The 22958-nt window shown below is 44.8% G+C and carries 18 protein-coding genes; 11 read left to right on the top strand and 7 right to left on the bottom strand.

The features are described from left to right. Nucleotides 1-127 precede the first annotated feature (127 nt). Nucleotides 128-2434: a YgiQ family radical SAM protein gene (locus NAF29_RS07755; protein ID WP_251261009.1), complete on the top strand. Its 2307-nt coding sequence runs from the start codon at nt 128-130 to the stop codon at nt 2432-2434. Between the two features lie 84 nt (nt 2435-2518). Here the strand turns inward: NAF29_RS07755 and crr are convergent, their stop codons facing one another. Both crr and NAF29_RS07765 read right to left on the bottom strand, forming a co-directional pair. Further along, a complete protein-coding gene (crr, locus tag NAF29_RS07760; protein ID WP_251261010.1) occupies nt 2519-3028 on the bottom strand; it encodes a PTS glucose transporter subunit IIA in 510 nt (169 codons plus the stop codon). A gap of 138 nt (nt 3029-3166) precedes the next feature. After that, the gene (locus tag NAF29_RS07765) at nt 3167-4792 is read right to left on the bottom strand and encodes a cation:proton antiporter family protein (protein ID WP_251261011.1); all 1626 of its coding nucleotides are present in this window, start codon (nt 4790-4792) and stop codon (nt 3167-3169) included. 155 nt (nt 4793-4947) lie between these two features. Here NAF29_RS07765 and NAF29_RS07770 point away from each other — a divergent pair, with 155 nt between their 5' ends. The 7 genes from NAF29_RS07770 (at nt 4948) to adk (ending at nt 13223) form a co-directional block, all read left to right on the top strand. Continuing rightward, on the top strand, nt 4948-5700 hold the full coding sequence (locus NAF29_RS07770; RefSeq protein WP_251261012.1) for a 23S rRNA (adenine(2030)-N(6))-methyltransferase RlmJ: 753 nt from the start codon (nt 4948-4950) through the stop codon (nt 5698-5700). 8 nt (nt 5701-5708) lie between these two features. Further along, nucleotides 5709-6533 carry a DUF3025 domain-containing protein gene (locus NAF29_RS07775; protein ID WP_251261013.1) on the top strand — a complete coding sequence of 275 codons (825 nt, stop codon included), beginning with the start codon at nt 5709-5711 and terminating at the stop codon, nt 6531-6533. Nucleotides 6534-6718: 185 nt separating this feature from the next. Continuing rightward, a complete protein-coding gene (locus NAF29_RS07780; protein ID WP_251261014.1) occupies nt 6719-7864 on the top strand; it encodes an enoyl-CoA hydratase/isomerase family protein in 1146 nt (381 codons plus the stop codon). A gap of 47 nt (nt 7865-7911) precedes the next feature. Then, nucleotides 7912-8514 (top strand): recombination mediator RecR, encoded by a 603-nt coding sequence (gene recR, locus NAF29_RS07785; protein ID WP_251261015.1) that lies wholly within the window; start codon nt 7912-7914, stop codon nt 8512-8514. A 19-nt stretch (nt 8515-8533) separates the two neighbouring features. After that, the gene (locus NAF29_RS07790; RefSeq protein ID WP_251261016.1) at nt 8534-10393 is read left to right on the top strand and encodes a GGDEF domain-containing protein; all 1860 of its coding nucleotides are present in this window, start codon (nt 8534-8536) and stop codon (nt 10391-10393) included. Nucleotides 10394-10532: 139 nt separating this feature from the next. Further along, a complete protein-coding gene (htpG, locus tag NAF29_RS07795) occupies nt 10533-12461 on the top strand; it encodes a molecular chaperone HtpG (RefSeq protein WP_251261017.1) in 1929 nt (642 codons plus the stop codon). A gap of 117 nt (nt 12462-12578) precedes the next feature. Then, complete coding sequence (gene adk, locus NAF29_RS07800) at nt 12579-13223, top strand: adenylate kinase (protein WP_251261018.1); 645 nt, start codon at nt 12579-12581, stop codon at nt 13221-13223. A gap of 323 nt (nt 13224-13546) precedes the next feature. Here adk and NAF29_RS07805 read toward each other — a convergent pair whose 3' ends face one another. The 4 genes from NAF29_RS07805 to NAF29_RS07820 form a co-directional block, all read right to left on the bottom strand. Next, nucleotides 13547-15145: a sugar porter family MFS transporter gene (locus NAF29_RS07805; RefSeq protein WP_251261019.1), complete on the bottom strand. Its 1599-nt coding sequence runs from the start codon at nt 15143-15145 to the stop codon at nt 13547-13549. Between the two features lie 288 nt (nt 15146-15433). Then, nucleotides 15434-16522, bottom strand: a complete 1089-nt coding sequence (locus NAF29_RS07810; protein WP_251261020.1) for a 3,6-anhydro-alpha-L-galactonate cycloisomerase — start codon at nt 16520-16522, stop codon at nt 15434-15436. Nucleotides 16523-16541: 19 nt separating this feature from the next. After that, on the bottom strand, nt 16542-17171 hold the full coding sequence (locus tag NAF29_RS07815) for a bifunctional 4-hydroxy-2-oxoglutarate aldolase/2-dehydro-3-deoxy-phosphogluconate aldolase (protein ID WP_251261021.1): 630 nt from the start codon (nt 17169-17171) through the stop codon (nt 16542-16544). A gap of 43 nt (nt 17172-17214) precedes the next feature. Further along, nucleotides 17215-18147 (bottom strand): sugar kinase, encoded by a 933-nt coding sequence (locus NAF29_RS07820; protein WP_349665561.1) that lies wholly within the window; start codon nt 18145-18147, stop codon nt 17215-17217. Between the two features lie 372 nt (nt 18148-18519). Here NAF29_RS07820 and NAF29_RS07825 point away from each other — a divergent pair, with 372 nt between their 5' ends. From NAF29_RS07825 to NAF29_RS07835, 3 genes are read left to right on the top strand one after another with little or no spacing between them, the layout of a single operon-like run. Then, nucleotides 18520-20001 carry a mannitol dehydrogenase family protein gene (locus NAF29_RS07825; RefSeq protein ID WP_251261023.1) on the top strand — a complete coding sequence of 494 codons (1482 nt, stop codon included), beginning with the start codon at nt 18520-18522 and terminating at the stop codon, nt 19999-20001. Beyond that, nucleotides 20001-21020: a zinc-binding alcohol dehydrogenase family protein gene (locus NAF29_RS07830; protein ID WP_251261024.1), complete on the top strand. Its 1020-nt coding sequence runs from the start codon at nt 20001-20003 to the stop codon at nt 21018-21020. The genes NAF29_RS07825 and NAF29_RS07830 overlap by 1 nt, the downstream gene beginning before the upstream one ends. 11 nt (nt 21021-21031) lie before the next feature. Continuing rightward, entirely contained in the window at nt 21032-22039 is a 1008-nt protein-coding gene (locus NAF29_RS07835) for an Ldh family oxidoreductase (RefSeq protein ID WP_251261025.1), read from the top strand. Nucleotides 22040-22175: 136 nt separating this feature from the next. On the opposite strand, the gene NAF29_RS07840 is transcribed toward NAF29_RS07835, so the two are convergent. Next, nucleotides 22176-22955: an FCD domain-containing protein gene (locus tag NAF29_RS07840; protein ID WP_251261026.1), complete on the bottom strand. Its 780-nt coding sequence runs from the start codon at nt 22953-22955 to the stop codon at nt 22176-22178. Nucleotides 22956-22958 lie beyond the last annotated feature (3 nt).

The raw sequence follows: 22958 nt of genomic DNA on the forward strand, positions 1-22958 counted from the left end.
TATTTATTGTCATTTGGTTCGTCATAAATTCGGTGAGTCGCTGGGGTATATGTATCATTGCGCTGAATTAGTCAGCAGACTTCGCGGTGTGTATAATCCGCAGCCAAATAACTAAGGTACACCACACATGCGTCTTCACACCAATGTTACAGCCATTAATGACTACCCCAAATATTGGGCAGAGTGTTATGGAACGGCACCATTCTTACCCACCTCACGACAAGAGATGGATGAGCTCGGTTGGGATAGCTGCGACATTGTTTTAGTGACCGGTGATGCATACGTGGATCACCCTAGTTTTGGTATGGCCGTTGTGGGACGTCTACTGGAATCGCAAGGCTTCCGAGTTGGAATTATTGCTCAACCGAAATGGGACAGCAAAGACGCCTTTATGGCTCTGGGTAAGCCAAACCTATTTTTTGGTATCACAGCCGGTAATATGGACTCAATGATTAACCGGTACACGGCTGATCGAAAATTACGACATGACGATGCTTACACGCCTAATAATGAAGGTGGAAAGCGTCCCGACCGTGCCGTGCTGGTGTACTCTCAACGTTGCCGTGAAGCATACAAAGGCGTTCCGCTGATTCTGGGTGGCATTGAGGCAAGCTTGCGCCGTATTGCCCATTATGATTATTGGTCTGATAAAGTTCGTCGTTCGGTTTTGTTTGATGCCAAAGGCGATATTTTACTGTTTGGCAATGCCGAACGAGCATTAGTCGAAGTGGCGCACCGCTTGGCTAATGGCGAAGATATCAAAAGCATGACCAATATTCGTGGTACCGCTGTGAACCTTGCAGAGGCGCCCGAACACTACAAGGTCATTGACTCCAGTCGTATTGAAAAACCGGGAAAAGCCTATGTGCCGGTCAATCCATATGAATACGAAACAAAATGCGAAACCAACAAAGTCGACACCGCAGCGCCACAAGAAGTAGAAGCGCAAGTAGTGACTGTGCGGCCATCTCGGCATGATGCTAAAACAACCGCAGTGCGTTTGCCGCCGTTTGAGAAGCTTAAAAATGATCGGGTGTTGTACGCACACGCGAGCCGGATCATGCATTTGGAAACCAATCCCTATTCAGGGCGAGCGTTGTTACAGCGTCATGGTGATCGTGAATTGTGGGTGAATCAAGCGCCCATACCTCTGAGTACAGAAGAGATGGATTTTGTGTTTGGTTTGCCATATGCACGGGTGCCGCACCCAATGTATGGCAAAGCTAAGATTCCCGCTTACGACATGATTAAAACGTCGGTGAACATCATGCGAGGCTGTTTTGGCGGGTGTTCATTCTGCTCTATTACCGAACACGAAGGCCGTATTATTCAAAACCGTTCGAAAGAGTCGATTTTGAATGAAATGGAAGAAATTCGTGACAAAGTTCCTGGTTTTACAGGCGTTATCTCCGATTTAGGTGGCCCTACCGCAAACATGTACCGATTGGGGTGTATGGACCCGAAGGCAGAAGTGAATTGTCGCCGTCCGTCGTGTGTGTTTCCAGAAATTTGTAAGAAGCTCGACACTGACCACCAACACACAATCGACCTCTACAAAAGTGCGCGTAAAGTGCCTGGTATCAAGAAGGTGATGATTGCGTCGGGTGTGCGTTATGACTTAGCCATTGAGTCGCCTGAATATGTTAAGGAATTGGTGACGCATCATGTGGGTGGATACTTAAAAATTGCCCCAGAACATACCGAAAAAGCACCTTTAGATTTGATGATGAAACCGGGCATGGGCACTTATGATAAATTTAAAGAAATGTTTGAGAAGTACAGTGCTGAAGCGGGTAAAAAACAGTATCTCATCCCCTATTTTATTTCCGCACATCCCGGAACGACTGACGATGACATGGTGAATCTTGCCTTGTGGTTAAAAAATAATGACTTCCAAACAGACCAAGTACAGAACTTTTATCCTTCGCCTATGTGTAATGCAACATCGATGTATTACTCCGAAACAAACCCGCTGAAACGTGTGAAATATAAGAAACGGCAAGAAGTTGTGATCCCAAAAGGAGACCGGCAGCGTCGTTTGCATAAAGCCTTTTTGCGATACCACGATCCGGCCAATTGGAAAGTGATTCGTGAGGCGCTCACAGCCATGGGTAAAAAGCATCTGATTGGTGATAAACCCAGTTGTTTGGTTCCGGCTGAAGACTTTTCAGCACAAACACCTGCTGAGCGCAGGCGTTCGGGGCGTCATGGCTCCAACCGATTTGCCACCAAGCATACCAAAGGCCAGCCTGATATCCGAACAGATGGTTCAGCAACTGGTCCACATAGTGGCAAACCTAAACCGACTGCAGGGCAGGGACGTCCGGGCCAAAAATCGACTTCGAATCAAGGCGGAAAATCGTCGGCAAGCCCTCATGGTGGCGTAGCCGCCAAGCGAGGTAAGGGCAAATCCAAGAGTAGAGCGGGTCGCTGATTTGCAACTAGGCGCTTAGGCAGATACAAAAAAGCCCTGTTCCGAATGGTCGGAACAGGGCTTTTAAGTTATTGAGTCATCGTACTATTTGACGATAGTGATGATGACATTTTCGGCCATCGCCACTTTACCATTGTGCTTATTCAGCTGTTTAATTTCATCCATGTTCGAAATCACGACCGGCGTTAGAATAGACTTCGCTTTACTTTCAAGAAGCGCCAAGTCGAATTCCACAACAACATCGCCAACTTTCACACGCTGACCTTCTTGCGCAATGCGCTTGAACCCTTCGCCTTTGAGTTCGACGGTATCAACACCAAAGTGAACAAATAATTCAATGCCGCTATCAGATTCAATGCTGAACGCATGATTAGTTTCGAAGATTTTGCGAATTGTGCCGTCACAAGGAGCCACCATTCGGTTGCCTGTTGGATGGATGGCAATGCCGTCACCAACAATTTTTTCGGCAAAAACAACGTCTGGGACATCTTCGATATTGACGATTTCGCCGCTTACAGGCGCGAAAATTTCAATGCCGTTATTGTCTTCGCCATCATCGCTGACGAGTTTCTTGAGTTTATTAAAAAAACCCATGGTACAGGCTCCTATTTGCTTACCCGCAATGCATGTATCTCACTAGTTTAACACTAGACTGAGAAATTCAAAAAAAATTGCTGATAAACAGGTGGTTAAATTTAATATTTGAACAATTTATAAGCTTTGCACTGAATACTAGTTGTTAGAGTCAGTAAGTTCTAGTTCTGTTTGGGGGTTATCATAGTTAATTAACCCTAAACGGTCGCAGCTATCTTGGGCAAAACCTTTGCCCGCTTCTCGGTATACGTTAAAAACACTGGTCACACCCAGGTTTGCCATTTGCTTTTCTTCATCGAAATAGCGAACAATTGCCGCGACATCTCCGGCAAAATCTGTTTTGGAAAGTTGAATTGCCGCGTAGTAGTTACCGGTGTGTTCAGGCATTGCTAGGAATACGGCTCTGAGTGAACCTGATAATTCAACTTTGTGCCAAAAGTCGGGGTCAGTGGCATCGGCATTAATGACGTTTCGGTTTTGGCGTTCATGATGCTCAATTCGAGTTGAGTCGCTATCAACACCTGCGACGTTGCCGAATTGCTTGTCTAAATACTCGTATGTTCCTGTACCAATACGGCCCATACCCACCACTAAAAATTGGGTTTGACCTAAAGCGATAGGGCGATCGAGCGCGTTTAATTGGCGAGGCTGCAACCAACCTAAACGCGGACGTAATGACACATACCACTTACCAATCTGTTGATTGAGCGGGGCCGAAATAATAAAGCTCAAGGCTAGCGTTAATGCCATTACGGTCAGCCATTCCTCTTGCAAGGCTCCCGAACTTACCGCAATTGCACAGACGATCAAGCCAAATTCACTGAAGTTTGTTAATGATGCAGAGGCTTGTAGCGTGGTTCTAATTCGTAAATTAAAGATGCGAATGGCAAATGCAAAAATAATTGATTTCAGCGGCAGAAGTGCGAGTAAGCATACCGCGATCAGAATTTCATTTTGATCGGGCAGTTGGCGCAAGCCGATGTCTAAAAAGAACCCAACTAAAAACAATTCTTTAAGGCTGTATAGTGATTTGGATAGCTCATTTGATTTGGCGTGTGGCGCAAGCATGATTCCAATCATTAAAGCGCCTAAATCGCCTTTGATACCTACCAAAGAAAACAGCCCATAGCCTAAACCAAGAGCCATGCACAAGCCGTAAAGGAGTAGCATTTCTCCGTGACCAGAGCGTTTGAGTAAGCTAAACCAAAATGGCCTAAATACGGGGATCAAAAATAAGCCAAGGGCCCAGATACTCGGCCACTCACCTTTTGAGACCGTTAAATAAATAACAGCGAATAAATCCTGAATGATCAAAATTGCAATAGCAAGTTGTCCGTAAAGGCTTTGGCCTTCGCCTTTTTCTTGCAATATTTTGATGACAAATACGGTACTTGAAAAACTCAAAGCAAACGCCAACAAGATCGCTGTGCGCCAATCAATCTCATCTAGCATGGGGAGGCCCATGGCGCCAGCCATCATCAGTGTGGGAGCAAAAAGAGCCAGTGTTAAAACCAGTTGAATAAGGGCACTACCCCAAAATGGCTTTTGGGCAATAGATTTAATATCGAGTTTTAAGCCGATGGTAAATAACAAAAGAGTAACGCCCAAATCGGCAAACAGGTGTATACCAGTGGAGGTGTCTACACCGGCCATATTGAGCGAGAACCCTGCAATCAAAAAACCGACCAAAGGCGGAAGACCTATTCGGCTGACAAGCATGCCAAGGGTAAATGCGAATGCAACGCCTAAAACTGCAGATTCCATAAATTACTTTTTATACTCCAATACTATTCTTTAACCTTATCACTTGATCTAGTTTTGACCAATCAGACTTGTTATCTTATGCACTTCTTTTTGCGCTTTATTCATAACCCTAAATGCCATACGAACATAAATCTAAAGCAGGAAATCTCGGCGATGTGTTTAAGCATTTAGCGTTGATTCAACTACTCGACTCGCAACTGACCCGCCATTCGAATAAAACATTTTGTTTTGCCGATACCTATGCGGGGCTGCCCGGGTATCCTTTATCCCAGAGCAAAGGTTGGAAGAAAGGTGTCGGCAAGTTAACTCAGATTGATGTCCCTAAAGTGCCGTCAGCGCGTTTCTGGCGACAGCACGTAGCTCTTTGTAACCAAACGTCGACCCCAGCAATGTATCCTGGCTCAGTCACCTTAGCTGAGCGCTTAATTACAGAGCACGGTAAAAAGCCTCAGTTGTTACTTTGGGATTCGTCTACCGAAAACTGCGCAATTCTGACTGCAACGTTCAAAAGTGCGCGTATGGTGCATGAAGGAAAGACCAAAGCTGACGATTTATTACTTGAACAAGCTGACTTTTTACTGATCGATCCGCCTGGCTTAAGCTCTAAAATTCATCCCGATTATCCGAAGTGGGCCTACATATGTAGCTTTTTGGCCCTCCCGAATCACATGTTAGTGTGGTTGCCGCTGTACGACAAAAAGAATGGTCGTCGAGCGGTTTCACATCGTCAGGTTAGAAAACTTGCCATGGCACTAGATATGGGGGTAAGTGAAGTGACTTGGGGTGAGTCGGGCATGATTGGGTGCCAACTCTTATATCGATGTGATGAAGATGCAAAACTGCCGCTGCAACAGGTGTTGAGTTGGATGGCTGAAGAAATCGTCAACTGTCGCATTCGTCACTTTTAAATATAAACATGTCAGATTCTAGTATTGATACAGCATCGACTTCGATGTCTGAACGCAACATTCCTTGGTATCAGCATTCGCCATTATTCAAAGATATGGGTGATATTGGTCATGCTCTGCCGGTCATTTCTAACAATGAATGGCCGTCGCACGACGATTTGATGCGAGTCTTGTCTTTAAAAGACGTGCGTTTGACATCGCAGAAGGCTCTTGATGACAGCGGTATGGGCTATGAAGCCTACATCGCAAAGTACAATGCGGTGCCAACACGCCCCAATTGGCATGACTTATTTAATGCCATTATCTGGCACCAATTCCCTTTAACGAAACGCACGTTCAATCACTTACACCAACAAGATTTAGAACTGACCGACCGTCACCGAAGTACTCGACGTGATGCGCTCACACTGTTGGATGAATGTGGTGTCATCCTTGCTATTTCAGAGAAAAAATGGCGAGCAATGCTTACTCAGCATCAGTGGCATGAGTTTTTCTGGCAACATCGCAGAGAGTGGGGGCAAACCATCAAACCCTTTGTAGTGGGGCATGCGTTATACGAGCAAGCTTTTAAACCTTTTATAGGCTGGTGTGCCAAGGCTGTTTTTATTGACGTGGAAGATGATTTCTTTTTGGCTGACCGCGCGATTCAATATCAGGTGTTGGATCAGCGTTTATCATCAAAATTAAATACATTATTGAAGCCAAAGCAATTGTTGCCTTTGCCAATATTAGCCGTGCCAGAATGGAATGAAACCCCAATAGAGCCATCGTACTTGGCGCAGGAAAATTATTTTCGACCCGCCAGAAAGCAATCACCGTATATCGCATTTTAAAGTACGAAAACTGACTTGTTTGTGGTGTTAGCTCAATACTTGATAATTTGAACATCCGAAATTATTGCATTTATGCCATGCTGTGGCAGCATCAGGCGCCTTTATTGATATTTGAATAGCCATCTTCGGTCGTGAGTTGCTCGGAGCGCTATTTTGTTTGTGAGTTTGGAGTGTTAAAACAGCTTATGACGCAATCTGTATTATGTTCAGAGTTGCCCACATCAAATGGTTTGGTTATTGGGTTATTGACGCTCAATCAAGCCGACAACCTGAACGCATTAAACCTTGAAAAAGTGAAGGTGATGCTCGACCAACTGACCCGTTGGGAAGCAGATGAATCAGTTGTTGCCGTGTGTATTCAAAGCAGTTGTGAGCGCGCCTTTTGTGCAGGTGGTGACATTATTTCGATGCATCAGCTGATCACTCAGAACCCAAATCAAATTCAGCCTGATCTGGTTGACTTTTTTGCCGCCGAGTATCGACTCGATCATTTTATTCATGGCTACTCAAAGCCTATCGTGGTTTGGGCTGACAGTATTGTTATGGGGGGAGGAGTCGGCTTATTGGTCGGTGCCAGCCATCGGGTTGTGACTGAGCGGTCGCGTTTGGCCATGCCAGAAATTGCCATCGGTTTATTTCCTGATGTAGGCTCAACTTGGTTTTTGAATCGAGTGGGGCGGCAAATTGCCCGTTTCTTAATGTTAACGGGGAGTCAAATGAACGGCGCTGATGCGGTGTCGTTAGATTTAGCTGACGTACAAATTCCCAATACAGAGCGTCCCAATGTAATGGCCAGATTAGCCAGTGCAGCTTGGGCGGACGCTACCAATCATCACGAGTTAGTATCAGATGTATTGAAGGAAAGTAGCCTTGATACGTCTGGGCGAGGGTGGATTGAACCCCGCTATAATGCCATTCATGCACTCTGTCTCGGCGACTCATTAGAAGATGTTGCGGCACAATTTGCAGCATACGATGGCAATGATGGTTGGATTAAAAAAGCGGTGTCCAATTTCCAATATGGTAGTCCAATTACAGCTCACATTATCTGGCGCCAACTTCAGTATGGTGGCATGCCCTTAGCTGATTGTTTTCGATTAGAGCTTTGCATTGCTGCTCACTGTGGTTCTATGGGCGATTTGTCAGAAGGCATACGCGCCTTATTGATCGATAAAGATCGTCAGCCCAACTGGCGATTCAAGAGTGTCTCAGAAGTACCTGCGAGCCTTATTGATGAGATGTTGGCATGCCCTTGGCCTGCGCCACTTCATCCGTTGGCTGACCTCGATACCCTTCATCAATCCTTGGCGCTAGTTGGGACTGGCGAATGAATGTGGCACAATGTCGATGTTTTTATCTAACTCATTGATAATTGGTTATGGAATTTAGTCCGTTACTTGAAAAAATGATTGAGTCACTGCGCTGTTTACCCGGTGTGGGGCGAAAGTCGGCGCAACGTGCCGCCTTTCATTTGTTGGAAAGAGATCGGCGTGGTGCAGAAGACCTCGCTAAAGCGCTCATAGCGGCTATTGAGCATGTAGGGCACTGCCAACATTGTCGGAATTACACCGAGCAAGATCTCTGTTCGATCTGTGCTCACCCCAAACGCAGTCAGTCGAAATTGATGTGTATTGTTGAATCGCCAGCGGATTTGTTGGCACTTGAGCAAAGTGGCCAATTTAAAGGGCGTTATTTCGTGTTGTTCGGGCACCTTTCTCCGCTAGACGGCATTGGCCCTGAACAATTGGGCTTAAGTGTGTTGGAACAACAATTCCAAAACAGCGTTGTTGATGAGGTCGTACTCGCTACAAACCCTACAGTAGAAGGCGATGCGACAGCGCACTATATTGCTGACTTATGTAAGAAATATTCCATCAATGCCACACGAATTGCACATGGCGTTCCTGTGGGGGGAGAGCTGGAATATGTTGATGGAACAACCCTAGCTCGCTCGTTTGCGGGTCGGACACAAATGCCATAAAGCGGCATGAGACAAGATATTGAATACGTACCTCAACTTTATCGCAGCACTATTTTGGCTAGCTACTTTTGGCAGCGCAGCACAAAATCAATTGGAACATTGCCCCAAGCAAGGTTGGGAAGAGCTGTCGCTGCAAGCCACCCATTCAAGCTACATTGATGCGGTACAAAACTGGCTATCTAATAATGACCTCAAAGAGTGTAATCGCGCCAAGGCATGGGTATGGATCGCCAATCAGCATATAGAGTCCGGTAATATTGATGCGACAATTGAAACACTTAAGGCTCAAATTGCTGATATTTCAGATATCCAGTCTTCGCTTGACCTGAGAGTTATACTTGCTCGAGCATTTCATATTTCAAAAGATTATCAAGCTGAACAAGCTCTGTATCACGAGATCTTAACAGAAGAAATTCCAGCCGAATTAGCGGAGTATCGTCGTCGTTCACACGTCACTTTGGCATTGTCTTACGCCGCTGATCATAAAACGATAAAAGCCATTGAATGGATTGAATTGTCGTTAAATGAATATCGCGCAATTAATCAACCTGAAACGTTAGTCGGTATTTTAGCGTTAGCCTCAAACTTTTATTTTCAAGAATTTTGGCATCGCCAAGCGCATGATTTACTCATTGAAGCGACTAAATATGAAGATGTGATTGATGATATGCCGGACTACTGGGCTCGGATATATGCCAAATTAGCGCAAATAGCAGTGTATCGTCGCGACTTTGAAGATACGCTTAAATACACTGCAAAGTCAGCAGCTTACTGTGAAGAATTTGACTCTGATGTATGCCGATATTTTGTACATCGACGCAGTGCATCAGCCTATATTTCAATGAACCGTTTAGCCGAAGCGGAAAAACAAATCGACCAAGCCAAGCACCTGCTTGGACACATTGACGATAATGTCGAGTTACAAAAGTTTTATTTGCAATATGCGCGATTAGCAGCCCGAAAAGGTCAAACTGAAATTGCATTGAAGTCGATTCAACAAGCGGCTTATTTCATGCCTCTTGAGTATGAAACGGATTCATTTGCCACCGCACATAACCAATACGCGTTGAGTGATATCCATAGAGCCCTTGGCAATTATCGAGAAGCGCTGAGCTGGCAGCAAGCCTTAACCAATACACTGTACAAATGGATCAGCCGAAGTAGTCACTTGGCCATGGGCGATATCTTCTCGGAACTCACTGTGATTCGACAACAATCTGAATTGAAACGCCTTGAACATGAAGCTGAGATTAATGCGCGTAAATTGCAAATTGCGGATCAGCAGAGCCAAGTTAACGATGATCTGTTGATGTACCAATCTGTTGCGATGGTATTGCTGGTCGTGTTGGGCGGATATGCTTTCTACAATCATAGAAAATGGCGGAAGCTTGCGCGTATTGATGCGCTGACAAAAGTGCTCAGTCGAGGTGCCTTGATGAGCGCTGCCAAAGACGTATTAGCACGAGAACTTGACCCTTATGCCGTCCTCCTATTCGACTTAGACCACTTTAAAGTGGTGAATGATAAATACGGTCACCCAGCAGGAGATACCGTATTACAAACCGTGAGCGAGCGTGTTCGAGCAAACATTAAATCTGAAGATTTATTTGGCCGTATGGGGGGCGAAGAATTCATGGTGCTGGCTCGATTTGAGCACCCAGATGATGTGCATAGCTTAGCCAAGCGTTTATTAGAAACGGTGCGTCATGATCCGATTGTGAGCGAAGGTGTGTCGATTCCCGTGACCATTAGTATTGGCGTGTCGATGATTCTTGATGAAGACGACGATCTACCCAATGCATACGCCCGGGCTGATAAGGCGCTTTATCAAGCCAAACAAAGTGGCCGTGATCAAGTGGCGTTCTCCGTCATTGACTAACAAATTTTAGACTTATTGCCGCTTTATCCCCCCCAAATGAAGGGCTGAATATATTTAGCCCTTGAAAACTATTTTGTTGCCCTCATATCCCAATTCAATGAATGCTCTGCCTGATTAGATTGATGAAAGAGGAAGCACAATGAGCGAGACAGTCAAAACAGAAAAGCACGGTTTCCAAACCGAAGTTGGCAAATTATTGCATTTGGTAACGCATAGTCTTTATTCCAATAAAGAAATCTTTTTACGCGAACTAGTATCGAACGCTGCCGATGCAGCCGACAAACTGCGCTTTAAAGCTTTGTCTGACAATAGTCTTTATGAGTCTGACGGTGAATTGCGCGTGCGCATCAGCGTTGACAAAGAGCAGGGAACCATCACCATTTCTGATAATGGTATTGGTATGACCCGCGAACAAGCTATTGAACATTTAGGCACCATTGCAAAGTCAGGTACCTCTGAGTTTTTTGGTCAGTTAACGGGTGACGAGTCAAAAGACTCACAGTTGATTGGCCAATTTGGTGTAGGTTTCTATTCTGCATTTATTGTCGCAGACCGGGTCACCGTGTTGTCGCGAGCAGCCGGACATGACGCAACCACTGGTGTGCAATGGGAATCTGCTGGCGAAGGTGACTTCGAAGTCACAGACATCGAAAAGTCCACTCGTGGTACAGACATTATTTTGCACTTGCGTGACGACGAAAAAGAATTCCTCGATGAGTGGAAATTACGCAGCATCGTCAACAAGTATTCGGATCATATTTCAATTGCCGTTGAAATGTGGAAAGAAGAAGTACCAGAGCGCGATGGTCCTGATGGCCCAGAAGGCGACAAAATTCCAGCAGAGCCAGCTCATTGGGAACAAGTCAATGCAGCGAAAGCGCTTTGGACTCGCGAAAAGTCAGATATTTCTGATGAAGAGTACAACGAATTCTACAAGCACATCTCACATGACTTTGAAGATGCACTGACATGGGGTCACAACCGTGTTGAAGGAACTCACGACTACACAAGCTTACTGTACGTGCCGAAGCGTGCACCTTGGGATATGTGGAATCGCGAAACTAAGCACGGCTTAAAACTTTATGTACAACGCGTATTCATTATGGATGATGCTGAGCAATTCATGCCGACTTACTTGCGCTTTGTAAAGGGTGTTTTGGACTCGAATGATTTGCCACTGAACGTATCACGCGAGTTGTTACAAGACAGCAAAGTGACTGACGCAATGCGTAAAGCGTGCACCAAACGTGTGCTGCAAATGCTGGAAAAAACAGCCAAGAAAGATCCAGAAGCGTACCAAGCGTTCTGGAAAGAATTCGGTAATGCTCTTAAAGAAGGGCCGGCTGAAGACGCATCAAACAAAGAAAAAATCGCTGGCTTGTTGCGCTTCGCATCAACACACAACGACAACAGTGAGCAAACCGTTGCTTTGGCTGACTACATTGAGCGCATGAAAGAAGGTCAAGATAAGATCTACTACATTGTTGCAGACAGCTATAACGCAGCGAAAAATAGTCCTCACTTAGAAGTATTTCGCAAGAAAGGTGTTGAAGTGTTGCTCATGTCTGAGCGTGTTGATGAGTGGTTGATTAGCCACTTAAACGAGTTTGACGCAAAGCAGCTGGTTTCTGTCACACGCGGTTCTCTTGATCTAGGTGATCTGGATGACGACGCAGACAAAGAAGCTCAAAAAGCCATTGAAGAAGCGGCAGAAGGCCTCGTGTCACGCGTGAAAGCATCTTTGGGCGACAGCGTTAAAGATGTGCGTGTGACGCATCGTTTAACGGATTCACCAGCATGTATCGTAACTGACGAAAATGACATGTCTAGCCAAATGGTGAAACTGATGAAGGCGGCAGGCCAACCTGTGCCAGAGCAGAAGTTCATTTTGGAAGTGAATCCAGAGCACGATCTTGTGAAGCATATGGATGCTGAGCAAGCCGAAGACACATTTGCTGAGTGGAGCCAATTGCTTCTCGACCAAGCAACTTTGTCAGAACAAGGTGCTTTGGATAACCCAGCAGAATTTGTGGCTCGCTTAAATAAATTGCTGTTAGCTGCTAAATAAACGGCCCAAGGCTTGAATTAGCCGTATGTCTAACCCCGTTGAGATTCATATTAGCTGTTGAAGCTGTTAGAATCCGCGGGGTTAAATTTTAAGAAATAATAAGAGAAGAGGCCGTTTATGCGCATTATCCTTTTGGGTGCTCCCGGTGCCGGCAAAGGAACCCAAGCTCAAGTCATGATGGACAAGTTTGGTATTCCGCAAATTTCCACTGGAGATATGTTACGTGCTGCCATTAAAGCAGGAACACCACTTGGACTAGAAGCCAAGAAAGTGATGGATGCTGGACAACTTGTTTCAGATGACATCATCATCGGCTTAGTGAAAGAGCGTGTTGCTCAACCGGATTGTGAGCAAGGTTTCTTACTCGACGGTTTCCCGCGTACCATTCCACAAGCGGATGCTATGAAAGATGCGGGTGTAGTCATTGATTACGTTGTTGAAATCGATGTGCCAGATGAAGAGATCGTTAAGCGAATGGGCGGACGCCGTGTGCACCCTGGATCAGGTCGTACTTACCACATCATATACAATCCACCGCAAGTGGAAGGCAAGGATGACGTGACAGGCGATAACTTAGTGATTCGTGAAGATGATCACGAAGATACCGTTCGTAAGCGTTTAGGCATTTATCATGATCAAACCAAACCTTTGGTGGGTTATTACGGTGCAGAAGCGGAAGCAGGTAATACCAAATACCTCAAGTTTGACGGCACTCAAACTGTTGAAGCGGTTTCCTCTGAACTGTTAAGTGCATTAAGCTAAAAACGAAACAAACCCCATATCTGTAGGTTCTCAAGCACTGTCTGGCTGCTGTTTGCTCTACTTTGGTTGGGGTTTTTTTGTGCCTAAATTTTGCATTTTGAATGCCCAGTCTATCTTCTTTCCTTCAAGCTTTTCCCACGGTTTAGATTGTTCTGATTCTTAGCAAAGTTAGCTCGTTTCATTACACTGCGACTCAAAACGCTTGTTTGGCAGCGAAGCCCATAAAGGTCTACAGGATTAAACAATTAGAGAAGATAAACAAATTTGAGGGGGTGTCGCCCAGAACGCAATGCACTCTGAGCGACAGGGGGGTGATACGTTTTTTACTTCTGTACTGCTACAGGAGTGTCTGAAGGACCCTTAAGCGGCTGCGTACCTACCAGCGTATGTTCTAAATCCTCAATACTTTGCCCTTTGGTTTCCGGTAGGAACTTATAAAGAACAACAAGCCCCAGAGCGCCGAAACCTGCGTATATCAAAAACGTATTTGCCGCGCCAAAGTTAGCCAACTGCCACGGAAAGAACTGTTGAATGAAATAGCTTGAGGTACTGGTGATCAATGCAAAGAATGGAATTGCAATAGTTCGGACTGAGTTTGGAAATATCTCGGAAAATAGAACCCACATAATTGGCCCAATCGAGATATTGAACGCGGCAATAAATGCCAGAATACCAATCAGAATCATGAGTGCATTAACTGAAATCGCAGCTTCAATGATGTGCCCTTGCGCTAATCGCAAGGTGTTAGAGTCATAAATTGAAGACAGCATGTTCTTAAATTCAATGTCGCTTTCGAACGTTTGTCCAATATAAGGCGCTAACGGCTCAATATCGACGTACTCAGCGATTTTAGCAACACTGGCTTGATCAAGCTGATAAGTTGCATCTTGGAATCCGTACCAGCACGTTGTGTGGCTTACAACAACAGCAATGAGACCAAAGATAAGCAGTGGCCTACGGCCGAGTCGATCGATTAAAACGATGGCAATCGAAGTGAAGACTACGCTGGTGATACCAATATAAATGGCTTGCAAAAATGATGCGTTTACGCCCGAGCCTAATTGCTCGAATACGGTTGGTGCGTAAAACAAAATGGCATTCATGCCGGTCACGCCTTGAATCATTGCAATCGAAAAGCCAATGATAAAGATGGTGCGCATGCGTGATGAAAACAGGTTTTTTAACTGATGCATGATGCTCAGGTCGCTGTCATCACTCTTCAAGTAAGCTTCTGTTTCATCAACGATTTTCTTACCTTCTTCAGGTTCAGAAATCAAATTAATAACACGCAGAGCTTCTTCTTTCTTACCTTTTAGCATTAACCAACGAGGAGACTCAGGCACTCTAAATAATAAAACTGTCCAAATCAGCGCTGGAATAATTTCAGAGCCTAACATTGTGCGCCATACATTCTGCGTGGAAAACAATACAGAAGACTCAGACACGTTCATCACAAGGTAGTAGTTAATGAAATAAGCAGCAGACAGACCCACAACGATATTCAGTTGGTTTGCAGCGACCAACTTACCTCGAATTTTCGGTGGGGCAATCTCGCCAATGTACATTGATGCCAATGACAGTGAAATAAACGCTAAACCGCCAAGGAATCGAGCAGCAGTGAGCATGATGAAGTTGGTTGCAAGAGCCGACGCGATTGCTGAGACCACATAAAGCAAGGCAATGATAATGAGAGTTTTTTTCCGCCCCAGGACATCGGCAGCTTTACCCGCGATAAATAGTGCGATGATAGCCCCCAAACTTGGAGCGCCCACAACCATACCAATCTCAAGATCAGATAAAGAAAATTCAGATGCGATGTACCTAATTGTGCCGGAAATAATGGCCGCATCTAAGCCAAAAACGAATCCGCCAATCGATACGATTAGAGCGAATTTATAGGCATTCCATGTTGTAGTATTCATCTAAGTTCTTCGAAGTGACTTTGTGTGAGCTTAAATTAACATTTTTGGACAACCAATATGGCGATTTAGATCACGTTTGGGTACCAATTTAAATTTTGGTTAACAAGTGGCGTTGGCCGCCTAACATCATTTAACTGCTAGAATATAAGGTTTGGTTTGGCGAGAAGCCTATGGCGAAGTTAAAACTGGTAGCGCTGGACTTAAAAGGTGGGGGGCTTACTATATATTTGGTTAACCATTTGGCATGGGTGACTCAAATGATTGAGAAACCCATGCCGAGAACAGTGATTAAACTTCGTATTGTTTAATTTTTTCCCAGTTAAACGAGACACCTACCCCTGGTTCATCAGAAGCAATGGCTCGGTGATTTTCAACCACTAGAGGGCGGTGAGTGTACTCGTCAATTGGAAAGCTATGAACTTCAAGCCAACCAGAATTCGGTTGTGAAGATACCAAGCTTACATGCAATTCTTGCATCCCATGCGAACATGCTGGAATGCCATGTTTATTCGCCAATTGCGCTGCTCGCAGCCAGCCTGTCACGCCACCACAGTTTGACGCATCTGGCTGAGCGAACGACAATTTAGATTGTTCGAATGCGTATCCAAACTCATGAATGGTGTGTAAGTTTTCACCCATAGCCAACGGTATTGCCGTGGCGTCGGCAATTTTTGCGTAGCCTTGGTAATCGTCAGGAATGGTAGGCTCTTCAAACCAAGTGATGTCGCAATCTGTGACTGCGTTAGATAGTTCAATTGCTTGATCGACAGTCAACGAATAATTGGCATCAATCATGAACGTTACATCAGGGCCAATTAACTCCCGCACGGCACGAATACGGTCAATGTCTTCTTGCATGTTTTCGCGACCAATTTTGATTTTAACCGCGTTATATCCACTGGCCAGATAGCCGCGAATATTATTGAGCAATTTCTCAGTGCTAAATTGTAAATCAATACCGCCACAATAAGCCTTACAGCTATTGTTTTCGCCGCCAGCCATTTTCCATAAAGGCTGTTTTAGACGCTTGCCTTTTAAATCCCAAAGGGCAATGTCAATTGCAGACATGGCGAAAGAAGAGATACCACCGCGGCCAACGTAATGAATGTGCCATTCCATGAAATCATAAATTTCATCGATTTCAGTGGCGTCTTTACCAATTAGAACAGGGCTAAGGTCATGCTCGAGCATGGCTTTAATGGCGTAGCCGCCTTTGCCGCCGGTGTAGGTATATCCTGTGCCGACTGAGCCGTCTTCAAGAGTAATCGTGCTGGTGATTAACTCAAAGTGGTCGTGATCCCCATGCTTGGCATCAGACAAAATTTCAGCCAACGGTATTTTAAAAAGTTGGTTTTTTATTGATTTTATCGTGGTCATCTGGCTAGTCCTCAGGGTACTACTGTGCTAACTGCTCAACAACTTGTCGCGTCAGCTCACCAATTTTGTCCCACTCGCCGTTATTCACGAGTTTCTTATCCACCATCCAAGAGCCACCGCAGGCCAAAACACCTGGTAATTTGAGGTAACTTTCAATGTTGTTTTGATTAATACCACCGGTCGGCATTACCTGGATTTGTGGGTAAGGCGCAAGCAGTGATTTTAACATGTTGAGACCGCCGGAAGCTTCAGCAGGGAAGAATTTCACAGCCGTTAAACCAAGCTCTAACGCTAGTTCAACTGATGAAGGGTTGTTAATACCAGGGACAATTGGAATCCCATGTTTTTGGCAAGCTTTCACTGTGTTTGGGTTTAATCCCGGTGAGACGATAAAGCTTGCGCCAGCATTCTTTGCTGCCACAACTTGTGCTTCGTTCAATACCGTACCTGCGCCAATCAGCATATCAGGCTGCGCTTCTCTAAGGAGTCGAATTGCTTCTTCTGCTGCATCTGAACGAAATGTAATTTCAGCAACAGGTAAGCCGTTGTCGCATAGCTGTTGGCCTAAAGGGATGATGTCTTGAGCTTTATCGACTGCAATGACAGGGACAACTTTATATTTTTTTAAATCAGCGATTAAAGTTTGCATGGTTCTTCCGTCTAAAAATAGAATTCTGTTGTATCGGGTTTAACTAGCGCTGGGCTAAGCGCTCTCTAACCTGCTCAATCGTAGGGAGAGGCGCTACCGCCCCGTATCCAGTGATTGTGATTGATGCTGTGGCGTTCGCGTATTCCAAGCATTCTTGCAACGACGCACCGCGCACGTAATGGGTACAAAAAGAGCCAGCGAACGAATCACCCGCCGCTGTCGCATCAACTGCGGTTACTTTGTGTGGCTTTACACTAATACGTTCATCGGATGTCGCGACAGTCGCTCCTAGAGAGCCCTGCTTGAGTACAACCGTTTTAGCGCCAAGTTTTAGATAGTGGTCTAGGATGTCATCTGAATGCTCTAAACCCGTCAACAATTGCGCTTCATCAAGACTAGGGAAACAAATATCAACACTTGAAATTGTTTCGTTGATCACCGCTTTTGCACGTTTCAAAGACCAAAGCTTCAGACGTAAGTTGGTGTCGTAAGAAACGAGAGTATCGTTTTTATGGCAAATATCGATGGCTTCAAAAACAGCATCACAGCAGTTTGTGCTAATTGCCTGTGTAATTGCAGTAGTGTGAAAAAGTTTAGCGTTTGCAATCGCTTCAACAGGAAGTTGGCGATTGGAGATTAAACTTGCAGCAGAACCTTTACGAAGAAATGAAAAGTGGTGGCCTTCCTCATTATGAGTAATGAAGTAAACACCAGTGTGAGCTTCGGGATTATTGACAACAAGACTGTCGCTGACCGATTCGCGTTTCCACAAATCAATAAATTCTTGGCCGAAAGCGTCACAGCCTAAATGCGTCAGAATTCCAATATCGGCACCTTGTCGTGCAGCAGCAATGGCAAAGTTTGATACGTCTCCACCAAATCCACTCAAAAAGTCAGGGGCCAAAGGTTCATCGGTTTTGATTTGGCTGAACTCAAACATAGGTTCGCCAAAACTTAGTATTTCACTAAACATCATCTGTCCTATTAACGAATGGTTTTGCGCTTAGTCGATTCAGTGTTGGACTGATTTAGGAGATACAACTAGAGCTACAACATGCGGAAGATAGTAGGACTATTTATTGTGGTGGTCAACCAAAATAAGCGCGTTTATAATAAGGTTTAAAGTTGTCAACAAATTCAAATTAACTTATAACTCATTGTTATTATTGGTTTTGATGTGTATTTTTGTGATTTAGATCTTGTTATTTGAGCATTGTTTACAATGTGCAATTCATTATTAGTGTACCTTTTTCACTTATTGGTTTACCATTTGGTGATAGTTGTCACGGAATGAAACGTGGTTTATGCGTATAAATCACATCATTGGTTAACGAATTTGGCGGAAGCAATGAATAACAGTAAAGCAAGACTGAATCCTGAAGGGTTTAAATTTGTCACTACCTATAACCGAGATCAGTTAAGCACTGACATTGTGCATATCGGATTTGGCGCTTTTCACAGAGGACATCAAGCGGTCTATAACGATCTAACGAATGACTTAACAAGTGCTCCTTGGGGGATTTGTGAAGTGAATATGTTTGGTAGCCCAGATCTGGTTAATGACTTAAAAGCGCAAGACCACTTATTCAGCGTTGTTGAAAAATCGGCAACCAGCATGGACTCTCGTCTAGTGCGTACCGTGTGTGAAGCGATTCATACGCCTGTTGATGGAATTGAAGTTGCCATTGAAAAAATAGCAGAGCCGCAAGTGAAAATTGTGTCGCTCACTATTACCGAGAAAGGCTATTGCGCCGACCCTCAGTCTGGCACTTTAGATTTGACCAACGCACTTATTCAAAATGATCTGGCTAATCCGAAGCAACCTAAATCTGCATTGGGGCTTATTACTGAAGCTCTTCGAGTGCGTCGTGAACGCGGTTTGAACCCTATCAGCATTTTATCTTGTGACAATATTCCTGAGAATGGATTGTTGACCAAAAATGCAATCGTAAGTTTCGCCACTCAAATTGATGCGGACTTAGCGAAGTGGATTGAAGAAAACGTCACGTTCCCAAGCACCATGGTTGACCGCATTGTTCCAGCCATGACTGCAGATGAGTTTGAGGTAATTGAAGCTCTTACTGGTTACGCCGACCCATGTGGAGTGGTGTGTGAAGATTTTCGTCAGTGGGTGATTGAAGACAATTTCGTAGCAGGACGTCCCGATTGGAGTGTCGCGGGGGCTAAGTTCGTTTCGGACGTCCTGCCTTACGAAGAAATGAAATTGCGCATGCTAAACGGCAGCCACTCATTTCTTGCGTATAACGGCAGCCTTGCTGGTTTTGAATATATCTATCAATGCATGCAAGACGCATCTTTTAGAACCGCAACGTTGCGACTCATGAAGCAAGAGCAAGCTAAATCACTGAGCCCAGATTTGGATGTTGATTTAGACCAATATGCCGAATTGCTCGTGGGTCGATTCAGTAATGCCAACATCAAACACAAGACTGCACAAATCGCGATGGACGGTTCGCAAAAACTGCCACAACGCGCAGTAGATCCGTTGACTCATTTGCAAGCAGCCGGCGTATCTGCCACTTGTTTGCCAACATTAGTGGCGGGTTGGTTGCATTTCACAATCAATGCTGTTGAGCAGGACAAAGAAATCTTTGATCCCATGGCTGAACAGTTCAAACAGGCTGTTAAGGCCGCTTCAACTCCGGCAGAGAAAGCGAGAGCGCTGTTATCTGTCGATAAAATCTTTGGTGCCAATGGCGCGGCTGGAACTGACTTTTCCAAAGCTGTGGAAGCTGCCTTTACATCAATCCAACAATCAGGAATTGAATCTTATATTGAGTCAATTGCTGCGAATAAGGAACTTGCGTAATGAAAACTTTAATTTGTAACGAACCGTTTTCGATTGAATACATTGAGCGTGACAAGCCTGTTTGCGAATCCAATGAAGTCCTTTTGAAAGTCAAAGCGGTTGGTATCTGTGGCACTGATATTCACGCCTTTGCCGGCCGTCAACCATTTTTCAGCTACCCACGCGTGTTGGGACATGAAATCAGCGGCGTGATTGAAAGCGTTGGTGCAGATTGCAAATCGTCAAAAGTCGGCGAGCGTTGCGCAGTGATTCCATGTATCCCATGTGGCGTTTGCCCTGCATGTGAAGACGATAAAACTAACTGTTGTGAAAACGTCTCTTTGTACGGTGTTCACCAGGACGGTGGTTTCTCAGAGTATTTAAGCGTCCTTGAATCTAATTTGGTTAAGTTGCCTGATTCGATCAGCGATAGCCAAGGCTCGCTCATCGAGTGTTTCTCTATCAGCGCCCACGCAGTCCGTCGTGCTGAAGTGAAAAAAGGTCAACGCGTATTGCAGATTGGTGCGGGACCAATTGGTCTTGCTGCGGCAGCAATCGCTAAAGCTGAAGGTGCAGAACTGGTCGTTGCAGATGTGAGCGAAGAGCGTCGTCTACACGTTGAGAAAGTATTAGGTATCAAAACGTTAAACCCATTGGTTGAAACTTATGTTGAAGACCTGAAAGAAGCATTTGGTGGTCGTTTACCGTGCACTGTGATGGACGCGACAGGTAATAAGGGTTCAATGAGCCGTTCCGTAGATTTGATTCGTCACGGCGGAAAAATTGTATTCATCGGTTTGTATATTGGCGACTTGGTGCTTGACGATCCAACGTTCCACAAAAAAGAAACAACCTTGTTGAGCAGCAGAAATGCAACACGCCAAGACTTCGAGCGAGTTATTGAACTGATGAGTTCAGGCGCGATTAGCGAAGACATTATGAAAAACAAAGATTACGACTTCGCAACCGTTGGTAATGCTTACCAAACAGATGTCGTCGAGAACAAAACGCTTATCAAAGGCGTTATCAACTTTCACTAAACGGGTGCGGTATGACCACTAAAAAAGTAGTAGAAGCTGAGCTAAAAGAGCTCGCATTAAAAAAATTATTAAACGCAGGGTTGGACGCAAAAACTGCCGGTGAAGTTGTTGATGTGTTGGTACATGCAGATGCAACAGGCGTTCATTCTCATGGAGTGATGCGTGTTGAACATTATTGCGAGCGCTTATCGCGAGGCGGTTTGAATGCCAATGCGAAGTTCTCTATTGAACAAGTATCTCCGTCGGTTGCAGTCTTGGACTCAGACGATGGCATGGGCCATTCAGCGTTAATTGCTGCAACAAACCATGCGATCGAACTTGCCACAGAAACAGGACTTGGCTTCGTAAGCGTGAAAAACACATCGCACTGTGGTGCCTTGTCTTACTTCATGGAACAAGCAACTGCTGCGGGTAAAATTGCAATCTCGATGACGCAAACAGATACGTGTGTAGCGCCTCATGGTGGAGCTACAAAGTTCTTGGGTACAAACCCAATTGCATTTGGTTTCCCTGTTGAGGGAAGCACCCCTGTGATTGTTGACATGGCCACAAGTGCAACAGCTTACGGCAAGCTTCTTCATGCTCGTGAAACGGGTCAACCCATTGGCAAAGGCTTAGCACTGGATAAAGATGGTCACGAGACCACTGATCCAAATGATGCTGTGACATTGCTACCATTTGGCGGACATAAAGGTTCAGGTATTGCGTTGGCAATTGACGCGCTAACCGGCATTTTGATGGGAGCTAACTTCGGTAATCACATTGTAAAAATGTATGGTGATTACGAGAAAATGCGCAAGCTTGCCAGTTTAGTGATTGTGATTGATCCTGCAAAACTTGGAAACCCACTGTTTGCAATGACCATGGCGACCTTAGTGAATGAGTTACATCAAGTCACTCCTGCACCTGGTGTTGATAAAGTATTGGCGCCGAATGATTTACAAGTGGCTTACCGTGCGGAATGTGACCGCAGCGGTATCCCAGTTGCTGAGGGTGTGTATAACTATTTGATAAGCTAATCTTGCTTGTTGGCGGCTTAGCGATGTTGGGATCGCTAAGCCGTCTTTTTTATGTGCTGCATCAACACAAAAATAGGCCATAAAAAAGCACTCGTTTTAGAGTGCCTTTTCAATTCAACTGATTTGTCTTCAACTTCTAGTGATTTTCAATGTAGTCCGCGTCGTATTCAAGAGCAAAGAAATAATCGTCTGAGTCTTGCTCTGCATTATCTGAATTCACAATCTTGAGTAATTCTTGCTTACTGTTCTCAATGTGTTGCCAAACGGCTTCTTTTGCATCTTCTGGTGAACGCTTTTGTAGTGCGATTAAAATACGTTTGTGATCGCTAATCCACATCGACTGCAACCGCTCTTCGTGTAAAAACTGATGATTCAGCTCATTCCACAGCGGGTTTTGGGTACGAACAGTGCTCCACATGTCTGATGCTTGGCTGATCAGAACTCTATTCTGGGTTGATTCAGAGATAAGCCTATGGAATTGTTGGTCCAACTCCTCAAACTTTTCACTGTTGCCATTGATTTCGTTTTCTTGCATTTGCAAAACTTGCTTAAGCTCTCTTAATTCATTGAACTTAATTTGAGTTGCCGCAAATGCTGCAATATTACTTTCAATGATCTGTCGTGCTTGCAATAGCTCAAACGGCCCAACATCACTCTTTGGTGTAATTGAGCGTTGATTAACACTTTCAGGAGAGTTGATAAAGAAGATTCCCGCACCTTGACGCACGGTCACTAACCCTTTTAATTCGAGCATGATGATTGCTTCTCGAATGGTTGCTCGACTGGTTTCAAAGCGCTCACTTAATTCACGTTCTGATGGAAGCCTTTCCCCGGCTTTAAAGACACCTGAATACAGCAACTCTTCAATTTGGAGTCCAATGTCGTAATAGCGTCTCTTGGTGTCTGTTAAGGCCATTTT

This window comes from Echinimonas agarilytica (assembly GCF_023703465.1).
GTDB classification, from domain to species: domain Bacteria; phylum Pseudomonadota; class Gammaproteobacteria; order Enterobacterales; family Neiellaceae; genus Echinimonas; species Echinimonas agarilytica.

Bases quoted from the DNA above. Each gene is read 5' to 3' on its own strand.
- NAF29_RS07755 (WP_251261009.1), top strand. From the start codon at position 128: ATGCGTCTTCACACCAATGTTACAGCCATTAATGACTACCCCAAATAT.
- crr (WP_251261010.1), bottom strand. From the start codon at position 3,028: ATGGGTTTTTTTAATAAACTCAAGAAACTCGTCAGCGATGATGGCGAA.
- NAF29_RS07765 (WP_251261011.1), bottom strand. From the start codon at position 4,792: ATGGAATCTGCAGTTTTAGGCGTTGCATTCGCATTTACCCTTGGCATG.
- NAF29_RS07775 (WP_251261013.1), top strand. From the start codon at position 5,709: ATGTCAGATTCTAGTATTGATACAGCATCGACTTCGATGTCTGAACGC.
- NAF29_RS07780 (WP_251261014.1), top strand. From the start codon at position 6,719: ATGACGCAATCTGTATTATGTTCAGAGTTGCCCACATCAAATGGTTTG.
- recR (WP_251261015.1), top strand. From the start codon at position 7,912: ATGGAATTTAGTCCGTTACTTGAAAAAATGATTGAGTCACTGCGCTGT.
- htpG (WP_251261017.1), top strand. From the start codon at position 10,533: ATGAGCGAGACAGTCAAAACAGAAAAGCACGGTTTCCAAACCGAAGTT.
- adk (WP_251261018.1), top strand. From the start codon at position 12,579: ATGCGCATTATCCTTTTGGGTGCTCCCGGTGCCGGCAAAGGAACCCAA.
- NAF29_RS07805 (WP_251261019.1), bottom strand. From the start codon at position 15,145: ATGAATACTACAACATGGAATGCCTATAAATTCGCTCTAATCGTATCG.
- NAF29_RS07810 (WP_251261020.1), bottom strand. From the start codon at position 16,522: ATGACCACGATAAAATCAATAAAAAACCAACTTTTTAAAATACCGTTG.
- NAF29_RS07815 (WP_251261021.1), bottom strand. From the start codon at position 17,171: ATGCAAACTTTAATCGCTGATTTAAAAAAATATAAAGTTGTCCCTGTC.
- NAF29_RS07820 (WP_349665561.1), bottom strand. From the start codon at position 18,147: ATGATGTTTAGTGAAATACTAAGTTTTGGCGAACCTATGTTTGAGTTC.
- NAF29_RS07825 (WP_251261023.1), top strand. From the start codon at position 18,520: ATGAATAACAGTAAAGCAAGACTGAATCCTGAAGGGTTTAAATTTGTC.
- NAF29_RS07830 (WP_251261024.1), top strand. From the start codon at position 20,001: ATGAAAACTTTAATTTGTAACGAACCGTTTTCGATTGAATACATTGAG.
- NAF29_RS07835 (WP_251261025.1), top strand. From the start codon at position 21,032: ATGACCACTAAAAAAGTAGTAGAAGCTGAGCTAAAAGAGCTCGCATTA.
- NAF29_RS07840 (WP_251261026.1), bottom strand. From the start codon at position 22,955: ATGGCCTTAACAGACACCAAGAGACGCTATTACGACATTGGACTCCAA.